Consider the following 15,753-nt stretch of genomic DNA (forward strand, 5'->3'; position numbering starts at 1 on the left):
GTGTTCTATATGCTTCATGAGATGAGTATTGGCGGGATGCTGTTCAGCCCGTTGCTGGTGATTGCGCCTCTTGCGTTTATTCTTACGGCCGCTACGCGACTGCTGCTGCATTATCTGGGACTGCGCCGGTACATCTGGAAGGAAGCCTGGTTTGATGTGGGTGTCTTCGTTTGTTATCTGGCGGCTATCGTTTATTTGTTCGGGGATTAAGAGACTCTCATGGGAAAACCGGGGCGTATCGGGATTACTTTGCTGGTGGTGGCGGCTGCAGTTGCAGCTGGAGTCTGGGTCTGGAATTACTATCTCTATTCACCCTGGACGCGGGACGGCCGGATTCGGGCGGATGTTATCACCATCGCTCCGGACGTTTCTGGCTGGGTAACGGGGCTGAATGTGAAAAACAATCAGGCTGTCAGCAGGGGTGATCTGCTTTTTACCATTGATGATACCCGATACCGAGCGAAATCTGCCGAGGCGAGTGCCCGACTTGTTCAGGAACGTATCGCCATGGAGCTTGCCAGGCATCAGTATGAAAACCGGCAAAAGGTAGCCGATCGCCAGACCGTCAGCCTCGGAAGCCTGGAAACATTCCGTATTCGCGCCGAATCTGCAGAAGCCAGTTTTCAACTTGCACAGGCCGAGCTCGATACCGCACGAATCGACCTTGAGCGGACAAGGGTCTTTGCGCCAGAAAGCGGCATAGTGAATAACTTTGCATTGCGCCAGGGCAATTATGCCTCGCGGGGAAATGCTGCATTATCGCTGATCAGAAGTGATTCTTTTTACGTGACCGGGTACTTCGAAGAAACCAAGATGCAGAGGGTCAAGGTGGGGCAAGCGGCGCGAATTACGCTGCTTTCGGGCAATGAGAAGCTTACCGGAAAGGTCGTCAGTATTGCCCGGGGCATAGCGGATTCGAATACCCGCAGTGATAGCCAGATGTTACCTCAGGTACAACAAGCGTTTAACTGGGTGCGGCTCGCCCAGCGCATTCCTGTCGATATAGCGCTCGACCCGATACCTGAAGGTGTAAATATCAGTGCGGGCATGACGGCTTCCATATACCTGGAAACCGAGTAACGGAGTAGCCTGCATGACGCTCCACCCGCTCCTGGCCCAACTTCTGATGCCTGACAGAAGTTCTGTGATTTTTGCCCTCAAAGGGGTGGTGTCCGTAGTACTGGCATTGTATGTCGCTATGTTCTTGCAGCTTGACCGCCCCTATTGGGCACTGGTATCTGCCATCTTTTTGCAAATCCGGCCGGAAAGCGGGTTGGTGACGGAAAAGGCCGCATGTCAGATTCTGGGGTCAGTACTGGGTGGTGGCGTCGGGATTCTGATTCTGGCGTTTTTCATGCCATACCCCTTATTGGCCCTGGCCTGTCTCACGCTCTGGATTGGTCTGAATTCTGCCGCCTCGTCCATGGTGCACAACATCAACTTTATTTACGCCTTTGCCATGTCAGGAATGACGGCCGGGCTGGTGGTTCTGTTGGTGATGATTACCCCCAACCTGGCAGATAGTCGTGCGGTGTTTGATATCGCCCAGTCGCGCATCAGCGAAATTACTGTGGGTGCTCTCTGTGCGATGTTGGTCAGCCAGTTGTTATGGCCCGTCACGGTGAAAGCCAGTCTTCGACGCCATGCCCGTGTTGTTATCAACGACACGCTTGAATATCTCTCGCTGGAGCTGGACCCGAACAGTACTCATGAACAGCGTCATCAGCACGCGGACCAGATCCTGGAAACCCTGGTTGTGCTGAATGACGATTCCAGTGCGGTCGCCTATGAAGGGCCAGAGGGGCCGGGGCGGAGCAGGGCGGCAAATCTGCTCTGCAACAAAGTGTTGTCGTTGCTGGCCGTTACGCAAATTATGGGGCGTTTTCCACGAAACCACCCGGATCTGGTTTCGCCGGCGTTCAGCAAGTTATTGGAAGATATGCGAGCCCACTTCATAAAAGTCGCTGAAGTGGATAGCTTTGAGGAATCCTACATTGAGGCCCAGGCGTTGAGGCGCGCGTTACTTGAACATCGGGCCGCGTATGTAAATGAATCCGCTATTGTGATTCGCCTCACCCAGACAGCTGCAGAGCTGGTTGCGGACCTGGCTATGGTATTGCGGGCCTATAACGCGCTTGAGAACCGTGATCAGACACTGCTGAAAGCGTCTAGTTTGAAAACTCACCGTGACCCGCTGGTTGGTGCCGTTAACGGCTTCCGGACCGCTGTGGTGTTCCTGATCGGGGCAGCAGTATGGTTAAGCACCGGCAGCCTTGCAGCCATAATGCTGATGATCATGCCGGTTGTATTCTCCGTGATGTTTGCCCGTTTTTCCCGGGTAGTATTGACGTCTATCTTACGACGCTTGCTGCTCGGTGTTGTGGTCGCAATTCCAGTGGCACTGCTTTTTGGTATGGGGCTTTTGTCAACGAGTAGCGGAGACTTCGAGTTGCTGGCGCTTGTACTGGCCGGCCCTTATTTCGTCGCGTTGCTGGCCCTGGCAAACCGGGAAACCCTGCCTTATGGCCTGGGCCTGTGCATTCCTTTCACGCTTATTGTGCAGCCGGGCAACCATATGACATTCAACATGGAAGTTGCCACCAGCAACGCGCTGGGGCTCTTCGTGGGTATCAGTATTCTGTACTGGGTATTCAAGCTCATTACTCCACCGGACGGCCAGTTAATGCAGCGCCGTTTGCTTGAAGCAACAGCGCGAGACCTTACGGGTATCGATTTTCATCGCCGTCCTGAAAACTGGTTCAACGGCCGCATGGGAGAGCGCTTGTTGCGGCTCGCTAATTATGACCAGAGCTCGGGCAGCTCGAACCGCAATATGACCGACCTGGGCTTTACCGGGCTGAACATCGGTCATATGTCCATTCGTTTGCGGCGGCGGATCAAGAATCATCGAAGTGCTGAAGTGGATGCAAAACTTGCTGAGTGGCAGCAGGTGCTGGCTGACACATATTTGCTGAGTTCCCGTGGCATTGTGAACGCCCGCTTCAGGGAGGCGAGCGCAGGGCTGCTCAGGGCTATCTACGATGCCAAAGAGCCGGATGCGCAAACGGCAACTATTGAGGGTATGTTCGAGCGCATGGCCCTGACGTTTGAGCGAACCGCGCGGATGTTTCATCAGGTTTGATCAGTTTTTGGCTGATGCGCGCCAATTGCAGAGTGATGGCCGCTAGCTGAACAAAGTCGGGTGGCTGAATGTGTTAAAGTGCCGCCTAGCGCGAGCCTGAACCTTAAACCGAGATCCCGGAGAGACCTGAGTGACGCAAATTCGAGAGCAGGCCATTCGGGGTCTCACGGCTGGTGACGTTTTTACGGTTACCCGTACCTTTTCCGAGAGTGACACCATAGCCTTCGGCGAAATCAGCGGTGATGCAAACCCGATTCATTTTGATGAACACTTTGCTGCTGCCAAGGGGTTCCGGGGTAAAATCTGCCATGGTTTGCTGGTCGGTGGCATGATCACCGAGGTCGGTGGCCAGGTTGGCTGGCTTGCATCCGGTATGAACTTCCGGTTCCGCCGGCCCGTCTATTTTGGCGATACCATCACCTGCGTCTTCACCATTACCGAAGTGGATGAGCGCAACCGTGCAAAGGCGGAAGCAGTGCTCTCCAATCAACATAGCGAAGTTGTTACTGAGGCCTGGTTGACGGGGGTATTACCTGGTCAAACGGAACGAAATATTCTCGCTCAAATCTGAGCTATTTTATCTCCCACCCGCACCCCCGGGATTTCCATTTACAGAGGTTTTTATGGCTCGCTTCGAGTTGCTAGGCACGGCAATTATCCCTGGCAAGGGCACAGAACTGCGCCTGTTGCAGCGTAACGATGAGTTCTCCATTCGTATTGCCGGCACAAGCGGTGAGTTGATGAACACTCGGCTGCATGGGTCTGAGGATGCGCTTGCAACCCTGGCGTGTGAACGCATTGCGGATCATTCTGCCCCGAAGGTGTTGATCGGAGGGCTGGGCATGGGGTTTACCCTTGCGGCGGCCTTGCAGTCTCTGGGAGATGCTGCAGAAGTGACTGTTGCAGAACTGGTGCCCGAGGTAGAGCAGTGGAATCTGGGCCCTTTGGGCAGCGCTTCCGGCTATCCGCTGAAAGACTCACGTGCACGGGTGCACATTGGTGATGTTGTGCAACTGATCAAGGATTCTCCGGGCGGTTACGATGCCATTATGCTGGATATCGATAATGGCCCGGAGGGCCTTACACGTAAAGAAAATGACTGGCTGTATTCTTCTGCGGGCATTGCTGCAGCGCAGGAAGCATTGCGGCCAGAGGGGGTTCTGGCCTACTGGTCAGCCGGGCAGGACCCGGCGTTTACCGAACGCCTGAAGCGTGCCGGCCTTTCGGCTGAGGCTGTAACCGTAAGAGCCCACCGCCCCGGCAAAGGGGCAAAGCACGTTATCTGGCTGGCCTGGTAGTTACGGTGACGAGGCGTACTAATCCTCGTCGTCGTCCTGCATGCGTTCCAGCCGCTCTCGTTCTTCCTCTTTCGCCGCGTCAATTACGGCCATAAGCTCGGCGACATCGGCGCTGTGGGTATCGTGCTCGAAACACCCGGTGAGTTTACTGTCAGGATGCAGGTCGCCGCTTTCGTACAGAGCCCAGATCTCCTTGCCGTAATCCGTAACAAGCAGGTCGGGTGCGAACTTGGCAAAATAGCGGCGCATGTTGTCTACATCCCGCTCCAGCATACGTTCGGCGTTGTTGTTGCCTGCGGCGTTCACCGCCTGTGGCAGATCGATGATCACGGGTCCGTTGCTGTCTACCAGAACGTTAAATTCTGACAGGTCACCATGTATAAGGCCGGCGCTCAGCATTCGCACAATTTCTGCTATCACCCGCCCATGGTAATCCCGGGCCTGTTCTGGCGTGAGAGTCACGTCATCCAGGCGTGGAGCAGCTTTACCATCGGCGTCGGCAATCAGTTCCATCAGTAGCACGCCGTCAACAAAACCCATGGGGGCTGGTACGCGCACACCAGCCTCAGCCAGCCGGTACAGGGCGTCCACTTCTGCATTAAGCCAGGCATCTTCCTGTTCTTTCTGGCCGTAGCGGGTTTTTTTGCTCATCGCCCGGGCGCGGCGACTGTTGCGTACCTTTCTGCCTTCCTGATACTCAACAGCCTGCTTGAAACTCCGCTTCTGCGCTTCTTTGAACACCTTGGCGCAGCGCACCTGCTCACCGCACCTTACAACGTAAACCTGTGCTTCTTTGCCGCTCATGAGCTGGTAAAGCACTTCATCCACCAGGCCGTCGTCGACCAGGGGCTGTAATCTCTTGGGTACTTTCATAGAACCTTTCAATTTAGCCGTAAGCGCACCGACCATGCATATGCTTCATCCTGGTATCAGGTGAGGGCACGTGCGATGGCCACAATGAATCATAGCTTACATCAAAATGCTATTTCTTATGCGAATCCGGTTATAGGGTCGGGAAGCTTTTTGCGGAATGGCCTATAGTGTCCGCTTGCCCCGTATCGGCGGGGCTGATCTGCGGGTAGAATTGCCGGGGTTGAAACACGCCGGCTTATACCCGGTATGAACGCGTTTACGATATTGTTTTGGAGCTTTAAACAATGCCTAGAGCAAATGAAATCAAGAAAAATTCCGCGGTTGAATACGAAGGTCGGGTCTATTTTGTAAAGGACATCGAGCGCTCCGTTCCTCAGGGGCGGGCCGGCGGAAGCCTTTACCGTATGCGTATGTATGACGTGGTAACAGGAGCCAAGATCGACGAGACGTTCAAGGATTCCGACATGCTGAACCTTGCCGACCTCGTGCGCAGGCCTGCGACCTTCTCTTATTCTGATGGCGACGAATACGTCTTCATGGATAGCGAAGATTTCACTCAGTACAGCCTGAATGGCGAAGCTATCGCTGACGAATTGCTCTTTATCAGTGAAGACACTCAGGGTGTTATGGTTGTTCTGGTCAGTGACGCGCCTGTAGCCCTGGCACTGCCTCCAACCGTAGAACTTGATATCGAAGAAACAGATCCGTCTGTAAAGGGTGGATCTGCCACCGCTCGCACCAAGCCTGCGAAACTGACCACCGGGCTGATCGTCCAGGTTCCGGAACACATTTCTACTGGAGACCGGATCAAAATCAACGTGGAGGAGCGCAAGTTCCTTAGCCGCGCCTGATCCGAAGTTGTTCTGAATTAGGGAAGCCCCGTGAAAACAATAGAAACAATAAGGGTGCTGGCAGCCAGCGTGATCACAGTTGTGGTCACGGTCGGGGTTGCGCGGTTCTCATATACGCCAATGATCCCCGAGATGATGGAAGCGCTCGGGCTTAGCCAGTCCGTAGTGGGCATGCTCGCGACTGTAAACTACGCCGGTTACCTGACGGGCGCGCTCCTCATCACCCGGATCAGTGATCTGGGGCTCAAGGTAAAGCTGTATCAGCTTGGGCTTGTGGTTGCGGTCGCCTCTACTGTTCTCATGGGGTACACCACAGAGACCTGGCTGTGGTTTGTCTTGCGTTTTGTCTCCGGTCTCAGTACGTCGGCGGGCATGTTGCTCGGCGCCGGCCTGTTGATGAGCTGGCTGATAAAAAACAACGAAAAATCCGAGCTCGGCGTGTTCTTTTCGGGCATCGGGCTCGGGATTGTTCTGACGGCAGTTATCGCGGAGCTAATCAAAGGGCCCTTCAGCTGGGATCAACAGTGGGTAATATACGGGCTTGTGGGGCTGGCGCTGCTGGTTCCCGCCTGGCGCTGGATGCCGGATTATCGTGCCTGTGCTTTGCCGCGAACGGGCAACGCGGGGGCCAATGAGGAGCGCAGCCGATTTATCGTGATTTTGCAGTTGGCTTACTTCTGTGCCGGCGTCGGGTACGTAGTAACGGCAACGTTTCTGGTGGCCATTGCCGAGTCAATACCGGCACTCAGCGGCCATGGTTGGCTGATCTGGCTTGTTGCCGGACTTTCTGCCACACCTGCCTGCTGGCTATGGGACGTATTTACACGCCGGTGGGGGCAGTGGACAGCGCTCTATCTTGCTTACACACTTAATGCGGTCAGTATTCTGATGCTGATCATCAATACCAGCATGCTCAGTGTAATGCTCAGCGCCGTTATCTATGGTGCCAGCTTTATCGGCATTGTCAGCATGATGCTGGCGATGGTTGGCCGGGTATTCCCGGAAAATCCCTCCCGGCCCATGAGCCGGCTCACCTTCAGCTATGGTATCGCCCAGATGCTGGCGCCTGCCGTTGTTGGTTACCTTGCCGATGTCGAGGGTAATTACACCAATGGCCTATGGCTTACGCTGTTGGTGATGGCGCTTGGTGTCGGGGTGCTGCACCTGGCGCGTCGGACCAAGGGCAGTGAAACGAACACAGCTCTCTCCGGTTGATTCAGGGAGAGCTGGGTTCATGGTGCTTCAGGGTGTCACGATGTTGAATTTACCCTCCGGTTTGTCCAGCATGCTGAAGAAGCCTAGGAGGTCGAGTTTGCTCCCTTCAAAACTGATGTCGTCGCTGAACAGCATGTCCTTTAATCCTGCCTCGCCGGTCAGAATGTCCACGAACAGAGGGCGGGTCAGTTTCAGAGTCGCATCTGCTGGTGTGTCGCTGCTGGTCTCCCGGTTGTGCAGAACGGAGTTGTCCAGCGTTAACAGGTAGCTTTCGCCAAGGTCCGTGAAGGTAACCTTGATCCTCAGGGACTCACCTTCCGCATCATCGGCATTCAGCCGCACTGCCATGCTGTCGAAGAACAGCGAGACTGGGGTATTGAGTAAGACGTCCGTCATGGCTGCGGGCTTGAGACCTTCGTCAGGTCCTCCATGGCGAAGCTCATAAGCGCCGGTAAGATAGAAGTCACGCCAGGGTGCTGATTCTGCCTGATACCCGAGTTGGTCGTACACCTGCGCCAGCAGGGACAAGGCTTGTTGATTGCCCGGATCGGCAAAGACAACATGATTCAGGAGTTCTGCCAGCCACCGGTAGGCTTTCTTGCCTTCAACTGTGCTCATCTCAGCAGCAGCGTCAAAGTCGCTCTGTGCTTTTTCCAGGATGCTGTCTGCACCACCCATCATCTTTACATAACGCTCAGCGGATTCAGCTTCAGGCAAGGGATCAAGCTTTGCAGGGTTTGCCGTATACCACCCCATATAGTTCTGATACACCGCTTTTGCATTGTGGGAAACGGTCCCATAGTAACCCTGGTTGTGGAAGTCTTGATTCAGGGCCGCCGGGAGCTGCAAATTGTCGGCGATTTCGTTGGGGGTGAAACCGCGGTTCATAAGGCGAACACTCTGGTCGTGGATGAATTTATAGGTGTCCCGCTGTTTCACCAGGAAGTCCTGAATGTTGTCTTGCCCCCACAGCGGCCAGTGATGGCTGGCAAAATAGACGTCTGCATCGGAAAACCGGCTTCGGGCCTCGTCGATGAACGCGCTCCAGATGCGGGCATCCCGTACCTTGGCGCCTCGCAGGGTGTAGAGGTTATGCATGTTTCTGCTGACCAGTTCGGCACCGCAGAAAGCCTTGAGCTCGGGCAGATAGAAGGTGAACTCAGAGGGCGCTTCGGAGCCGGAAACGATCTGGAAGACCATCCGGACGCCATCGACGGTCAGTTCACTGCCTGTCTTGCTGACCAGTTGTGTCGGTTCTGCAAACCCGAAGGTACCGAACGCCGGCCCTTTACCAAGTCCCGTCCCCACGTGACCGCGCTCGTCGCGTTCCAGCCGTTTGCCATACATGTACATGGCACGCCTCGTCATTGCAGGGCCTGCGATGATATTTTCGCTGGTGGCTTCTTCCTCAAAACCTTCGGGCGCGATGATTTTCAGTTCGCGCTTCTCTTCGTCTGAAAGGTGCTGGAGTACACCCATTACACCGCCAAAATGATCGATGTGGCTATGGGTAAAGATGATCGCTTTCAGGGGCTTCTTGCCGAGATGTTCCTGGGCGAACAGGAAGGCCTTGCTTGCAGTCTCACGGGAGGTCAGTGGGTCCACCAGAATCCAGCCGGTGTCGCCTTCAATGATGGACATATTTGCCAGATCAAAGCCCCGGAGCTGGTAGAGTCCCTCAGTCACTTTGAACAACCCATGAATATTATTGAGTGAAGCCTGCCGCCAGAGGCTGGGGTTAACCGAGGCGGGGGCGTTTTCACCATGTTCATCAACAAAGCCGTATTCCGGCATATTCCAGATAGCAGCGCCGTTTTCTCCCTCTACCACCAGGCTCGGGTCCTGGGCAATCAGTCCTCGGCGGGCGTTATCGAAGTCTTCGCGATTGCTGAAGGGGCGCTGTTCGAGTACTTCGGTGTTAATCCGGCTGGTAATGTCTGTTGGCGCTGTATGGCCGGTGGCGTTGGCGCCGGATTCCTGAGCTGGCCCTGAGTCGCAGCCTACGACCCCCAACAGGGCAACAATTATCGGCAAAATGATTCGCTGTGGGTAAACGAGTTTTGGTTTCATGGTGACCTGTTGTTATTAGTGGACGGATTCTGGAACTGTCTTTGGTAGCCAAATTAACTGATATCGGCCGCCAAAGGCTATCAGAACAGAGGATTCGGTCAGTTAAGCACGGGGTGGGCGAGGTAAAATGGGGGCAGCGGTTGCGGGGGCTTGGTGCTATGGTAAGAGCAGTTGTTAACCGGAGCAGTAATGAGATATGTCGATATCAGAAGGCGCGCAACATTACGTTCTGATGCTGATTCCCAGTCTTTTGCGGGATATTGAAAAGTTGGGTTTGCGGCGAATTATTCGTACGTCTGATTTTTCGGAGCAGGAGGTGACTGCTCTGTACTTCGAGTTTGTTTCAGCCAAACGTGTGCTTCCGGATAACCCGCTTTCGATCGAATCGGCTCGCTGGCAGCATCTGCTGCACTGTGTTCGCGTGATGAGTTCGCTGGTGAGTCTGGCGACGACCGAAGATCTCGAGCGGGCCCGCGAGACGGCAATCCGCCGGTATTTTCCTCACGCCAAAGAGAGTCTGAAGAACGAGTACGATCAGATGCGCAGCGAGGGCAAAGTGGATTTTCGCCTCGCAGGTATTCTGCGTGGAGGTAAAACGCAGGAGAACTCCGGCGATGTTTGTATGGAGGCTATCAGACGTGAGCGAGAGCAGCGCGTTGAGTCGATCAAATGTATGGGGACCGAGCACCTTACGGGTCACGAAGCCTTTGTGGTAGAGGCGGCCAGAGCTTACGTTATATCCCGTATCGATGATGCGCCGAGTGATTTTGGTATTCTTGATCTGGTCATTCGGTTGCTGGATTTACTGCGCTTGGTGCTCGTACTGGAGTCCCGCGCCACTGGCGGCGCCAGTGCCGTGTCCTCCAACTTTACGGTAGAGAATATTGTACTGGGCATCGGCAATGCGCTTTATCGAAGTGAGCTTGGCCTGCATGTATCTTCTCTGGGGCTGGCGAGGGTCAACAAGTAGTCGCTTTGCGCGATCAGATGCTTCAAAGCCCCACATCTTTTACGTTTTCCATCACCACAAATGTGCTCGTTTGCAGTACATGGGGCAAGGCAGAAATTTGCTCGCCCAGCACCTGCCGGTACTCTGCCATGTTACGGGTACGCACCTTCAGCAGATAATCGAAGTTGGCCGCAATCATGTGGCACTGCTCAACGGCCGCAATTTCTTTCGCCGCTTTGTTGAAAGCCCTGAGTGCATCGCTGCTGGTGTCGCTCAGAGTTATCTGGGCGAAGGCGATGTGGCTTTGTCCTAACTTGGTATGGTTTACCAGCACCGTGTAGCCGGTAATAAAACCTTGTTCCTCAAGCCGCCGCATACGCACTTGGCATGGGGTTTTGGATAGTCCAACACGGGAGGCAAGGTCGGTGATTGTGATCCGTGCATTCTTTTGCAGTTCACGAATAATGGAATGATCTATCCGGTCAAGTTCGCTCATATTGTGATGGCCCCCGCGTGGCTGCAGTCATCTGATCTCTCCCGTTCCAACAGTCGTAAACCTGCTGTATATGTCCAAACCGTCACTTTTGGGCAAGTCCGCGATTGGGGCACTATGCTGTAGGTTGAAAGTACCAGATGGCCCATTGGCTCCCGGGAAAGAGGCTTCGTTAGCATAAGTTAATTTGCCTGAAAAGGCACTTAATAAAGGGAAATTTCTGTATTTTTGTTGGTCAATAAAGCCGAAATGATATGTGTTTTTGGTCTATACAGTGAAATAGTCTTTGTCGTTGTAGGTAGAATGCGAAAAAGACAAACAACTGAGAGGTACAGCTATGTCATCGCAGCAATCAGTTACTCCCGAACTTGCCCAAAGTCGGCAAGGGGTTCGCGATTATTATCTCGAAGATGAGTATAAAGTCATTCACGAGATGATTGCTGACGCTCAGTTGTCCCGGGAAGAGCGTGAAGCGATTTCGGCGCGAGCGGCGGACCTGGTGCGCAGCGTCCGTGCAAACGCGAAATCCACGATCATGGAAAAATTTCTTGCCGAATACGGCCTCACCACTAAAGAGGGCGTTGCGCTTATGTGTCTGGCTGAGGCGCTGTTGCGTGTGCCGGACAACACGACCATAAGTGCGCTGATTGAAGACAAGATTACCTCTGGCAACTGGGGAGCTCACGTTGGCAAGGCGTCGTCATCGTTCATCAACTCCACGACCGTTGCGCTCTTGATGACCAGCAACCTGCTGAAGGACTCCGAACGCCACACAGTGGGGGAAACCCTTCGCAAGTTGGTCAAGCGCCTGGGTGAGCCGGTGGTTCGTACTGTTGCAGGCCAGGCTATGAAGGAAATGGGCCGTCAGTTTGTTCTGGGCCGCGACATTGAAGAAGCCCAGAGCGAGGCCAAGTCCTACATGGCCAAGGGCTATACCTATTCCTACGACATGCTTGGCGAAGCCGCTCGTACCGATGCTGATGCCCGTCGTTATTTTGAGTCCTACTCCCACGCCATTGATAGCATCGCCAAAAACTGCAAAGACGATGTGCGCACAAATCCCGGAATTTCCGTCAAACTGTCTGCACTGCTGGCCCGTTACGAATATGGCCAGAAAGACCGGGTTATGACTGAGCTGTTGCCCCGGGCCCTGATGCTGGCCAAGAAAGCGGCGGCTGCGAATATGGGGTTCAATATTGACGCCGAGGAACAGGACCGCCTCGACCTTTCACTGGATGTCATCGAAGGGATATTGTCTGACCCGGAACTGGCGGGCTGGGATGGCTTTGGCGTAGTTGTTCAGGCTTTTGCCAAGCGTGCTTCACATACCCTTGACTGGCTATACGCTCTCTCCGAAAAGCTCGACCGCCGCATCATGGTCCGTCTGGTCAAAGGCGCCTATTGGGATGCCGAGATCAAGCGCGCCCAGGTAATGGGTCTGAGTGATTTTCCTGTATTTACACGTAAAGCATGCAGCGATGTGGCTTACCTCTCATGCGCCAAAAAGCTGGTGGGCATGAGCGACCGCATTTATTCACAGTTCGCCACCCACAATGCGCATTCGGTTTCGGCCATTCTGGAGCTGGTTAAAACTGCTGGTCTGAAAAGTTATGAGTTCCAGCGCCTGCATGGCATGGGCGAATCATTGCATAACCAGGTCCTCAAGGAGAGTGGTGTGCCTTGCAGGATATATGCACCTGTAGGCAAGCACGCCGATTTGCTGGCTTACCTTGTACGTCGATTGCTTGAAAATGGCGCTAATAGCTCGTTCGTTAACCAGATTGTAGATACCAGCATCACGCCTGAGGAGATCGCCAAGGACCCGATTGATGCAGTCCAGGAGCTTGGTGAGAACCTTTCGAGCAAAGTGATTGTGCAGCCTGCAGACCTGTTTCGCCCCAATCGCCGCAACTCCAAAGGGTGGGATATTACTGACCCTGTTACGGTTGCGCGCATCAACGAAGGTCGCGATGCGTTCCGCAGTCACCACTGGACTGGCGGCCCGCTTATTGCCGCGGACATCACCGGCAATGAAGTGCTGGACGTTAAAAATCCAGCTAATCCGGATGACCTGGTCGGGCAGATGACTCAGGCTAATGAAGCCGATGTCGATGCTGCCATTACCGCTGCCGAGCAAGGTTTCACTCGCTGGTCCGCCATGTCGGCAGAAGACCGCGCAGCCTGCGTTCGCAAAGTCGGCGACCTGCTGGAGGAGAATGCCTACGAGCTGTTTGCACTGACAACGCGGGAAGCTGGAAAATCTCTACTGGATGCCATCGCCGAAATTCGTGAGGCGGTTGATTTCTCGCAGTTTTACGCCAATGAAGGTGTACGCAATAGCGATCAAGGTGAGGCTCGCGGCGTTGTCACTTGTATCTCGCCCTGGAACTTTCCGTTGGCGATCTTTGCAGGTCAGATTCTGGCGAACCTGGCTGCCGGCAACGTAGTCCTCGCCAAACCGGCGGAGCAAACCTCATTGCTTGCGGCGCGCGCTGTTGAATTGATGTACGAAGCGGGTATTCCAAAGGATGCCATTCAGCTTCTGCCGGGTTCTGGCGCGACGGTGGGCACCGCGCTCACCTCTGACCCCCGTATAGCCGGAGTGTGCTTTACCGGCTCCACAGCGACCGCTCAGCGTATCAACAAGGTGATGGCTGAGAACGTTGCTCCGGACGCACCGTTGGTGGCAGAAACCGGCGGTCTTAACGCCATGATTGTGGATTCGACGGCCCTGCCTGAACAAGTGGTTCGGGATGTACTGGCCTCGTCGTTCCAGAGTGCAGGCCAGCGCTGTTCTGCGCTACGCATGCTGTATGTGCAAAAAGACATTGCGGATAACCTGTTGGAAATGCTCTACGGTGCCATGGAAGAACTGGGGATTGGAGATCCCTGGGCGCTTTCCACGGATGTGGGTCCGGTCATTGACGAAGCCGCCCGCAAGAAGATCGTGGACCATTGCGACAAGTTTGAGCGCGAAGGTCGCTTGCTGAAAAAGCTTCCCGTGCCGGAAAAAGGTCTGTTCGTCTCGCCGGCTGTGCTGAAAGTCAGCGGCATTGAGGATATGGAAGAGGAGATCTTCGGCCCGGTACTGCATGTGGCTACCTTTGAGGCCAAGGACATCGACAAGGTTGTTGATGACATAAACGCCAGGGGCTACGGACTGACGTTCGGCATCCACAGCCGGGTTGATAACCGGGTTGACCGGATTTCCAGCCGGATCAAGGTCGGCAATACCTACGTTAACCGTAACCAGATTGGTGCAATCGTTGGTTCTCAGCCATTTGGTGGTGAAGGGCTTTCCGGAACCGGTCCTAAGGCCGGCGGCCCGCAATATGTTCGTCGTTTCCTGAAAGGGCCCAAGGCAGAACGTCCGGCCGAATCGGGTGCTAAAACAGTCGAAGGCAAGAAGTTGGAAGGCTTGGCAGCTAATCTGCGCAAGTTTGAAGTGCCCGCTCCAAAAGCCAGAATTGAAGCCCTGGAACCGATTTTCGGCAAGGTGCCCGAGCCTTTGGATGCCCATGTTGAAGAATTGCCGGGACCAACGGGTGAACTGAACCGCCTTAGCAATCATGCCCGTGGGGTTGTGCTATGCCTTGGGCCTGACAAGGAAACGGCGTTGGCACAGGCAGCTATGGCGTTGTCACAGGGCAACAAAGTGATTGTGGTTGCGCCCGGTGTCGCAGAATCTGTAAATCGCGCTGCGCAAGCCGGGCTGCCCATTGTAGGCGTTGAGGGTAATCTTGAGCCGGAGGCACTGGGCAGTGCCAGCGGCTTTGAGGCGGTTGTAAGCTGCGCTGAACAGCCACTCCTGCGGAAATATCGCCTGGCTCTGGCCAAACGTGATGGTGCGCTGCTGCCTTTGATCACAGAGCACACTCTCGATCAGCGCTTTGTGATTGAGCGTCATCTTTGCGTAGACACAACTGCGGCCGGTGGCAACGCCAGTCTGATTGCGGCATCTGAGTAAAGTTACTGTAAAAGCCGGCAGAACTTGGACCCAAGGACGGGTCGGCCGGTTTATTGATTAGTTGCTGGCGTATCGCTCGTGCAGTATGCCTACGCGTTCAACGTAAGCTTTGGTTTCGGCATAGGGAGGGATCCCACCGTAACGGCTAACGGCACCCGGGCCAGCGTTATAGGCCGCGGTTGCCAGCCTCGTGTCGCCTTGGAAGCGATCGAGCATTTTGGCAAGATAGGTGACTCCGCCGCGGATGTTCTCTGCTGCTACCATGGCGTTTTGAACGCCGACCTCCAGAGCTGTTCCCGGCATCAATTGCATAAGCCCTTGCGCCCCCACCGGGGAAAGCGCCTTCTCGTTGAATGCAGATTCCGCATGGATAACCGCGCGTACCAGCGCTGGATCAACGCCATATTCGCTGGCAGCCGTTTTAATTTCGGTCTCGTAACGGCCAGAAAACAACGGCGTTGTGCGCCAGTTGACGCTTGAGTCGGGGTCGCAGGCGTAACAGTGGAAGCTGATTACATCGAAATCTGAAACTGAGGGCCGGGTTCCACTGTAAGCGATGATGCCATTTTCGTCCTGATACCGGAAAACAGTCTCGCTTTTGCTGGAGGCTCTACCAGGGCTGTTGCTCTTTACATTGGTAAACTCAACTCGGCCGTCGGGGTGCACAATACGCTTGATGTTGTCCGCTGTGACCGGTGCAGAAAACCAGATCAGCAAGGTGAGGAAGGGTAGGGCGATGTGTTGGTGACGTATCATTGGCTACTCGCGGAAAGCGTAATCCACATATGTGCTTGAAGTTATAGTAAAACAGACACAGCCGGGATTATACGGCGCTACCACGCAGAAATGACATAAAGTCTTGTCGGAAAAATGTTAACGGGAGAGCTGCCCTGGC

Annotated in this window: 13 protein-coding genes; 9 read left to right on the forward strand and 4 right to left on the reverse strand. The window is 54.6% G+C overall.

All coding sequences use genetic code 11. The features are described 5' to 3' along the window. Positions 1–9: 9 nt before the first annotated feature. From Q4606_RS04770 to Q4606_RS04790, 5 genes are all read left to right on the forward strand, one after another. Complete coding sequence (locus tag Q4606_RS04770) at positions 10–210, forward strand: DUF1656 domain-containing protein (protein ID WP_303596823.1); 201 nt, start codon at positions 10–12, stop codon at positions 208–210. Positions 211–219: 9 nt separating this feature from the next. Next, positions 220–1,080 (forward strand): HlyD family secretion protein, encoded by an 861-nt coding sequence (locus tag Q4606_RS04775; RefSeq protein ID WP_303596328.1) that lies wholly within the window; start codon positions 220–222, stop codon positions 1,078–1,080. Between the two features lie 13 nt (positions 1,081–1,093). Continuing rightward, the gene (locus Q4606_RS04780; protein ID WP_303596327.1) at positions 1,094–3,142 is read left to right on the forward strand and encodes an FUSC family protein; all 2,049 of its coding nucleotides are present in this window, start codon (positions 1,094–1,096) and stop codon (positions 3,140–3,142) included. Between the two features lie 130 nt (positions 3,143–3,272). Then, positions 3,273–3,713 (forward strand): MaoC family dehydratase, encoded by a 441-nt coding sequence (locus Q4606_RS04785; protein ID WP_303606827.1) that lies wholly within the window; start codon positions 3,273–3,275, stop codon positions 3,711–3,713. A 52-nt stretch (positions 3,714–3,765) separates the two neighbouring features. Continuing rightward, a complete protein-coding gene (locus Q4606_RS04790; protein WP_303596325.1) occupies positions 3,766–4,440 on the forward strand; it encodes a spermidine synthase in 675 nt (224 codons plus the stop codon). An 18-nt stretch (positions 4,441–4,458) separates the two neighbouring features. On the opposite strand, the gene Q4606_RS04795 is transcribed toward Q4606_RS04790, so the two are convergent. After that, complete coding sequence (locus Q4606_RS04795; protein WP_303606828.1) at positions 4,459–5,313, reverse strand: PA4780 family RIO1-like protein kinase; 855 nt, start codon at positions 5,311–5,313, stop codon at positions 4,459–4,461. 284 nt (positions 5,314–5,597) lie between these two features. Between Q4606_RS04795 and yeiP the strand changes: the two genes are divergently transcribed. Together yeiP and Q4606_RS04805 are read left to right on the forward strand one after the other, a co-directional pair. Further along, the gene (yeiP, locus tag Q4606_RS04800; RefSeq protein ID WP_303596323.1) at positions 5,598–6,164 is read left to right on the forward strand and encodes an elongation factor P-like protein YeiP; all 567 of its coding nucleotides are present in this window, start codon (positions 5,598–5,600) and stop codon (positions 6,162–6,164) included. A 30-nt stretch (positions 6,165–6,194) separates the two neighbouring features. Further along, entirely contained in the window at positions 6,195–7,379 is a 1,185-nt protein-coding gene (locus tag Q4606_RS04805) for a YbfB/YjiJ family MFS transporter (RefSeq protein WP_303606829.1), read from the forward strand. 27 nt (positions 7,380–7,406) lie between these two features. Here Q4606_RS04805 and Q4606_RS04810 read toward each other — a convergent pair whose 3' ends face one another. Beyond that, positions 7,407–9,449: an alkyl/aryl-sulfatase gene (locus Q4606_RS04810; RefSeq protein ID WP_303606830.1), complete on the reverse strand. Its 2,043-nt coding sequence runs from the start codon at positions 9,447–9,449 to the stop codon at positions 7,407–7,409. 196 nt (positions 9,450–9,645) lie between these two features. On the opposite strand from Q4606_RS04810, the gene Q4606_RS04815 reads away from it, so the two are divergent. After that, complete coding sequence (locus tag Q4606_RS04815) at positions 9,646–10,419, forward strand: hypothetical protein (RefSeq protein WP_303606831.1); 774 nt, start codon at positions 9,646–9,648, stop codon at positions 10,417–10,419. 22 nt (positions 10,420–10,441) lie between these two features. Here Q4606_RS04815 and Q4606_RS04820 read toward each other — a convergent pair whose 3' ends face one another. Continuing rightward, complete coding sequence (locus tag Q4606_RS04820) at positions 10,442–10,894, reverse strand: winged helix-turn-helix transcriptional regulator (RefSeq protein ID WP_303596319.1); 453 nt, start codon at positions 10,892–10,894, stop codon at positions 10,442–10,444. Between the two features lie 334 nt (positions 10,895–11,228). On the opposite strand from Q4606_RS04820, the gene putA reads away from it, so the two are divergent. Beyond that, positions 11,229–14,858 carry a bifunctional proline dehydrogenase/L-glutamate gamma-semialdehyde dehydrogenase PutA gene (gene putA / locus Q4606_RS04825; RefSeq protein ID WP_303606832.1) on the forward strand — a complete coding sequence of 1,210 codons (3,630 nt, stop codon included), beginning with the start codon at positions 11,229–11,231 and terminating at the stop codon, positions 14,856–14,858. A 57-nt stretch (positions 14,859–14,915) separates the two neighbouring features. Here putA and Q4606_RS04830 read toward each other — a convergent pair whose 3' ends face one another. After that, the gene (locus tag Q4606_RS04830) at positions 14,916–15,614 is read right to left on the reverse strand and encodes a lytic transglycosylase domain-containing protein (protein ID WP_303606833.1); all 699 of its coding nucleotides are present in this window, start codon (positions 15,612–15,614) and stop codon (positions 14,916–14,918) included. Positions 15,615–15,753 lie beyond the last annotated feature (139 nt).

This window comes from Marinobacter sp. 1_MG-2023, assembly GCF_030549045.1.
Taxonomy (GTDB): domain Bacteria; phylum Pseudomonadota; class Gammaproteobacteria; order Pseudomonadales; family Oleiphilaceae; genus Marinobacter.

Bases quoted from the DNA above. Each gene is read 5' to 3' on its own strand.
- Q4606_RS04770 (WP_303596823.1), top strand. From the start codon at position 10: ATGCTTCATGAGATGAGTATTGGCGGGATGCTGTTCAGCCCGTTGCTG.
- Q4606_RS04775 (WP_303596328.1), top strand. From the start codon at position 220: ATGGGAAAACCGGGGCGTATCGGGATTACTTTGCTGGTGGTGGCGGCT.
- Q4606_RS04780 (WP_303596327.1), top strand. From the start codon at position 1,094: ATGACGCTCCACCCGCTCCTGGCCCAACTTCTGATGCCTGACAGAAGT.
- Q4606_RS04790 (WP_303596325.1), top strand. From the start codon at position 3,766: ATGGCTCGCTTCGAGTTGCTAGGCACGGCAATTATCCCTGGCAAGGGC.
- Q4606_RS04795 (WP_303606828.1), bottom strand. From the start codon at position 5,313: ATGAAAGTACCCAAGAGATTACAGCCCCTGGTCGACGACGGCCTGGTG.
- yeiP (WP_303596323.1), top strand. From the start codon at position 5,598: ATGCCTAGAGCAAATGAAATCAAGAAAAATTCCGCGGTTGAATACGAA.
- Q4606_RS04810 (WP_303606830.1), bottom strand. From the start codon at position 9,449: ATGAAACCAAAACTCGTTTACCCACAGCGAATCATTTTGCCGATAATT.
- Q4606_RS04815 (WP_303606831.1), top strand. From the start codon at position 9,646: ATGTCGATATCAGAAGGCGCGCAACATTACGTTCTGATGCTGATTCCC.
- Q4606_RS04820 (WP_303596319.1), bottom strand. From the start codon at position 10,894: ATGAGCGAACTTGACCGGATAGATCATTCCATTATTCGTGAACTGCAA.
- putA (WP_303606832.1), top strand. From the start codon at position 11,229: ATGTCATCGCAGCAATCAGTTACTCCCGAACTTGCCCAAAGTCGGCAA.
- Q4606_RS04830 (WP_303606833.1), bottom strand. From the start codon at position 15,614: ATGATACGTCACCAACACATCGCCCTACCCTTCCTCACCTTGCTGATC.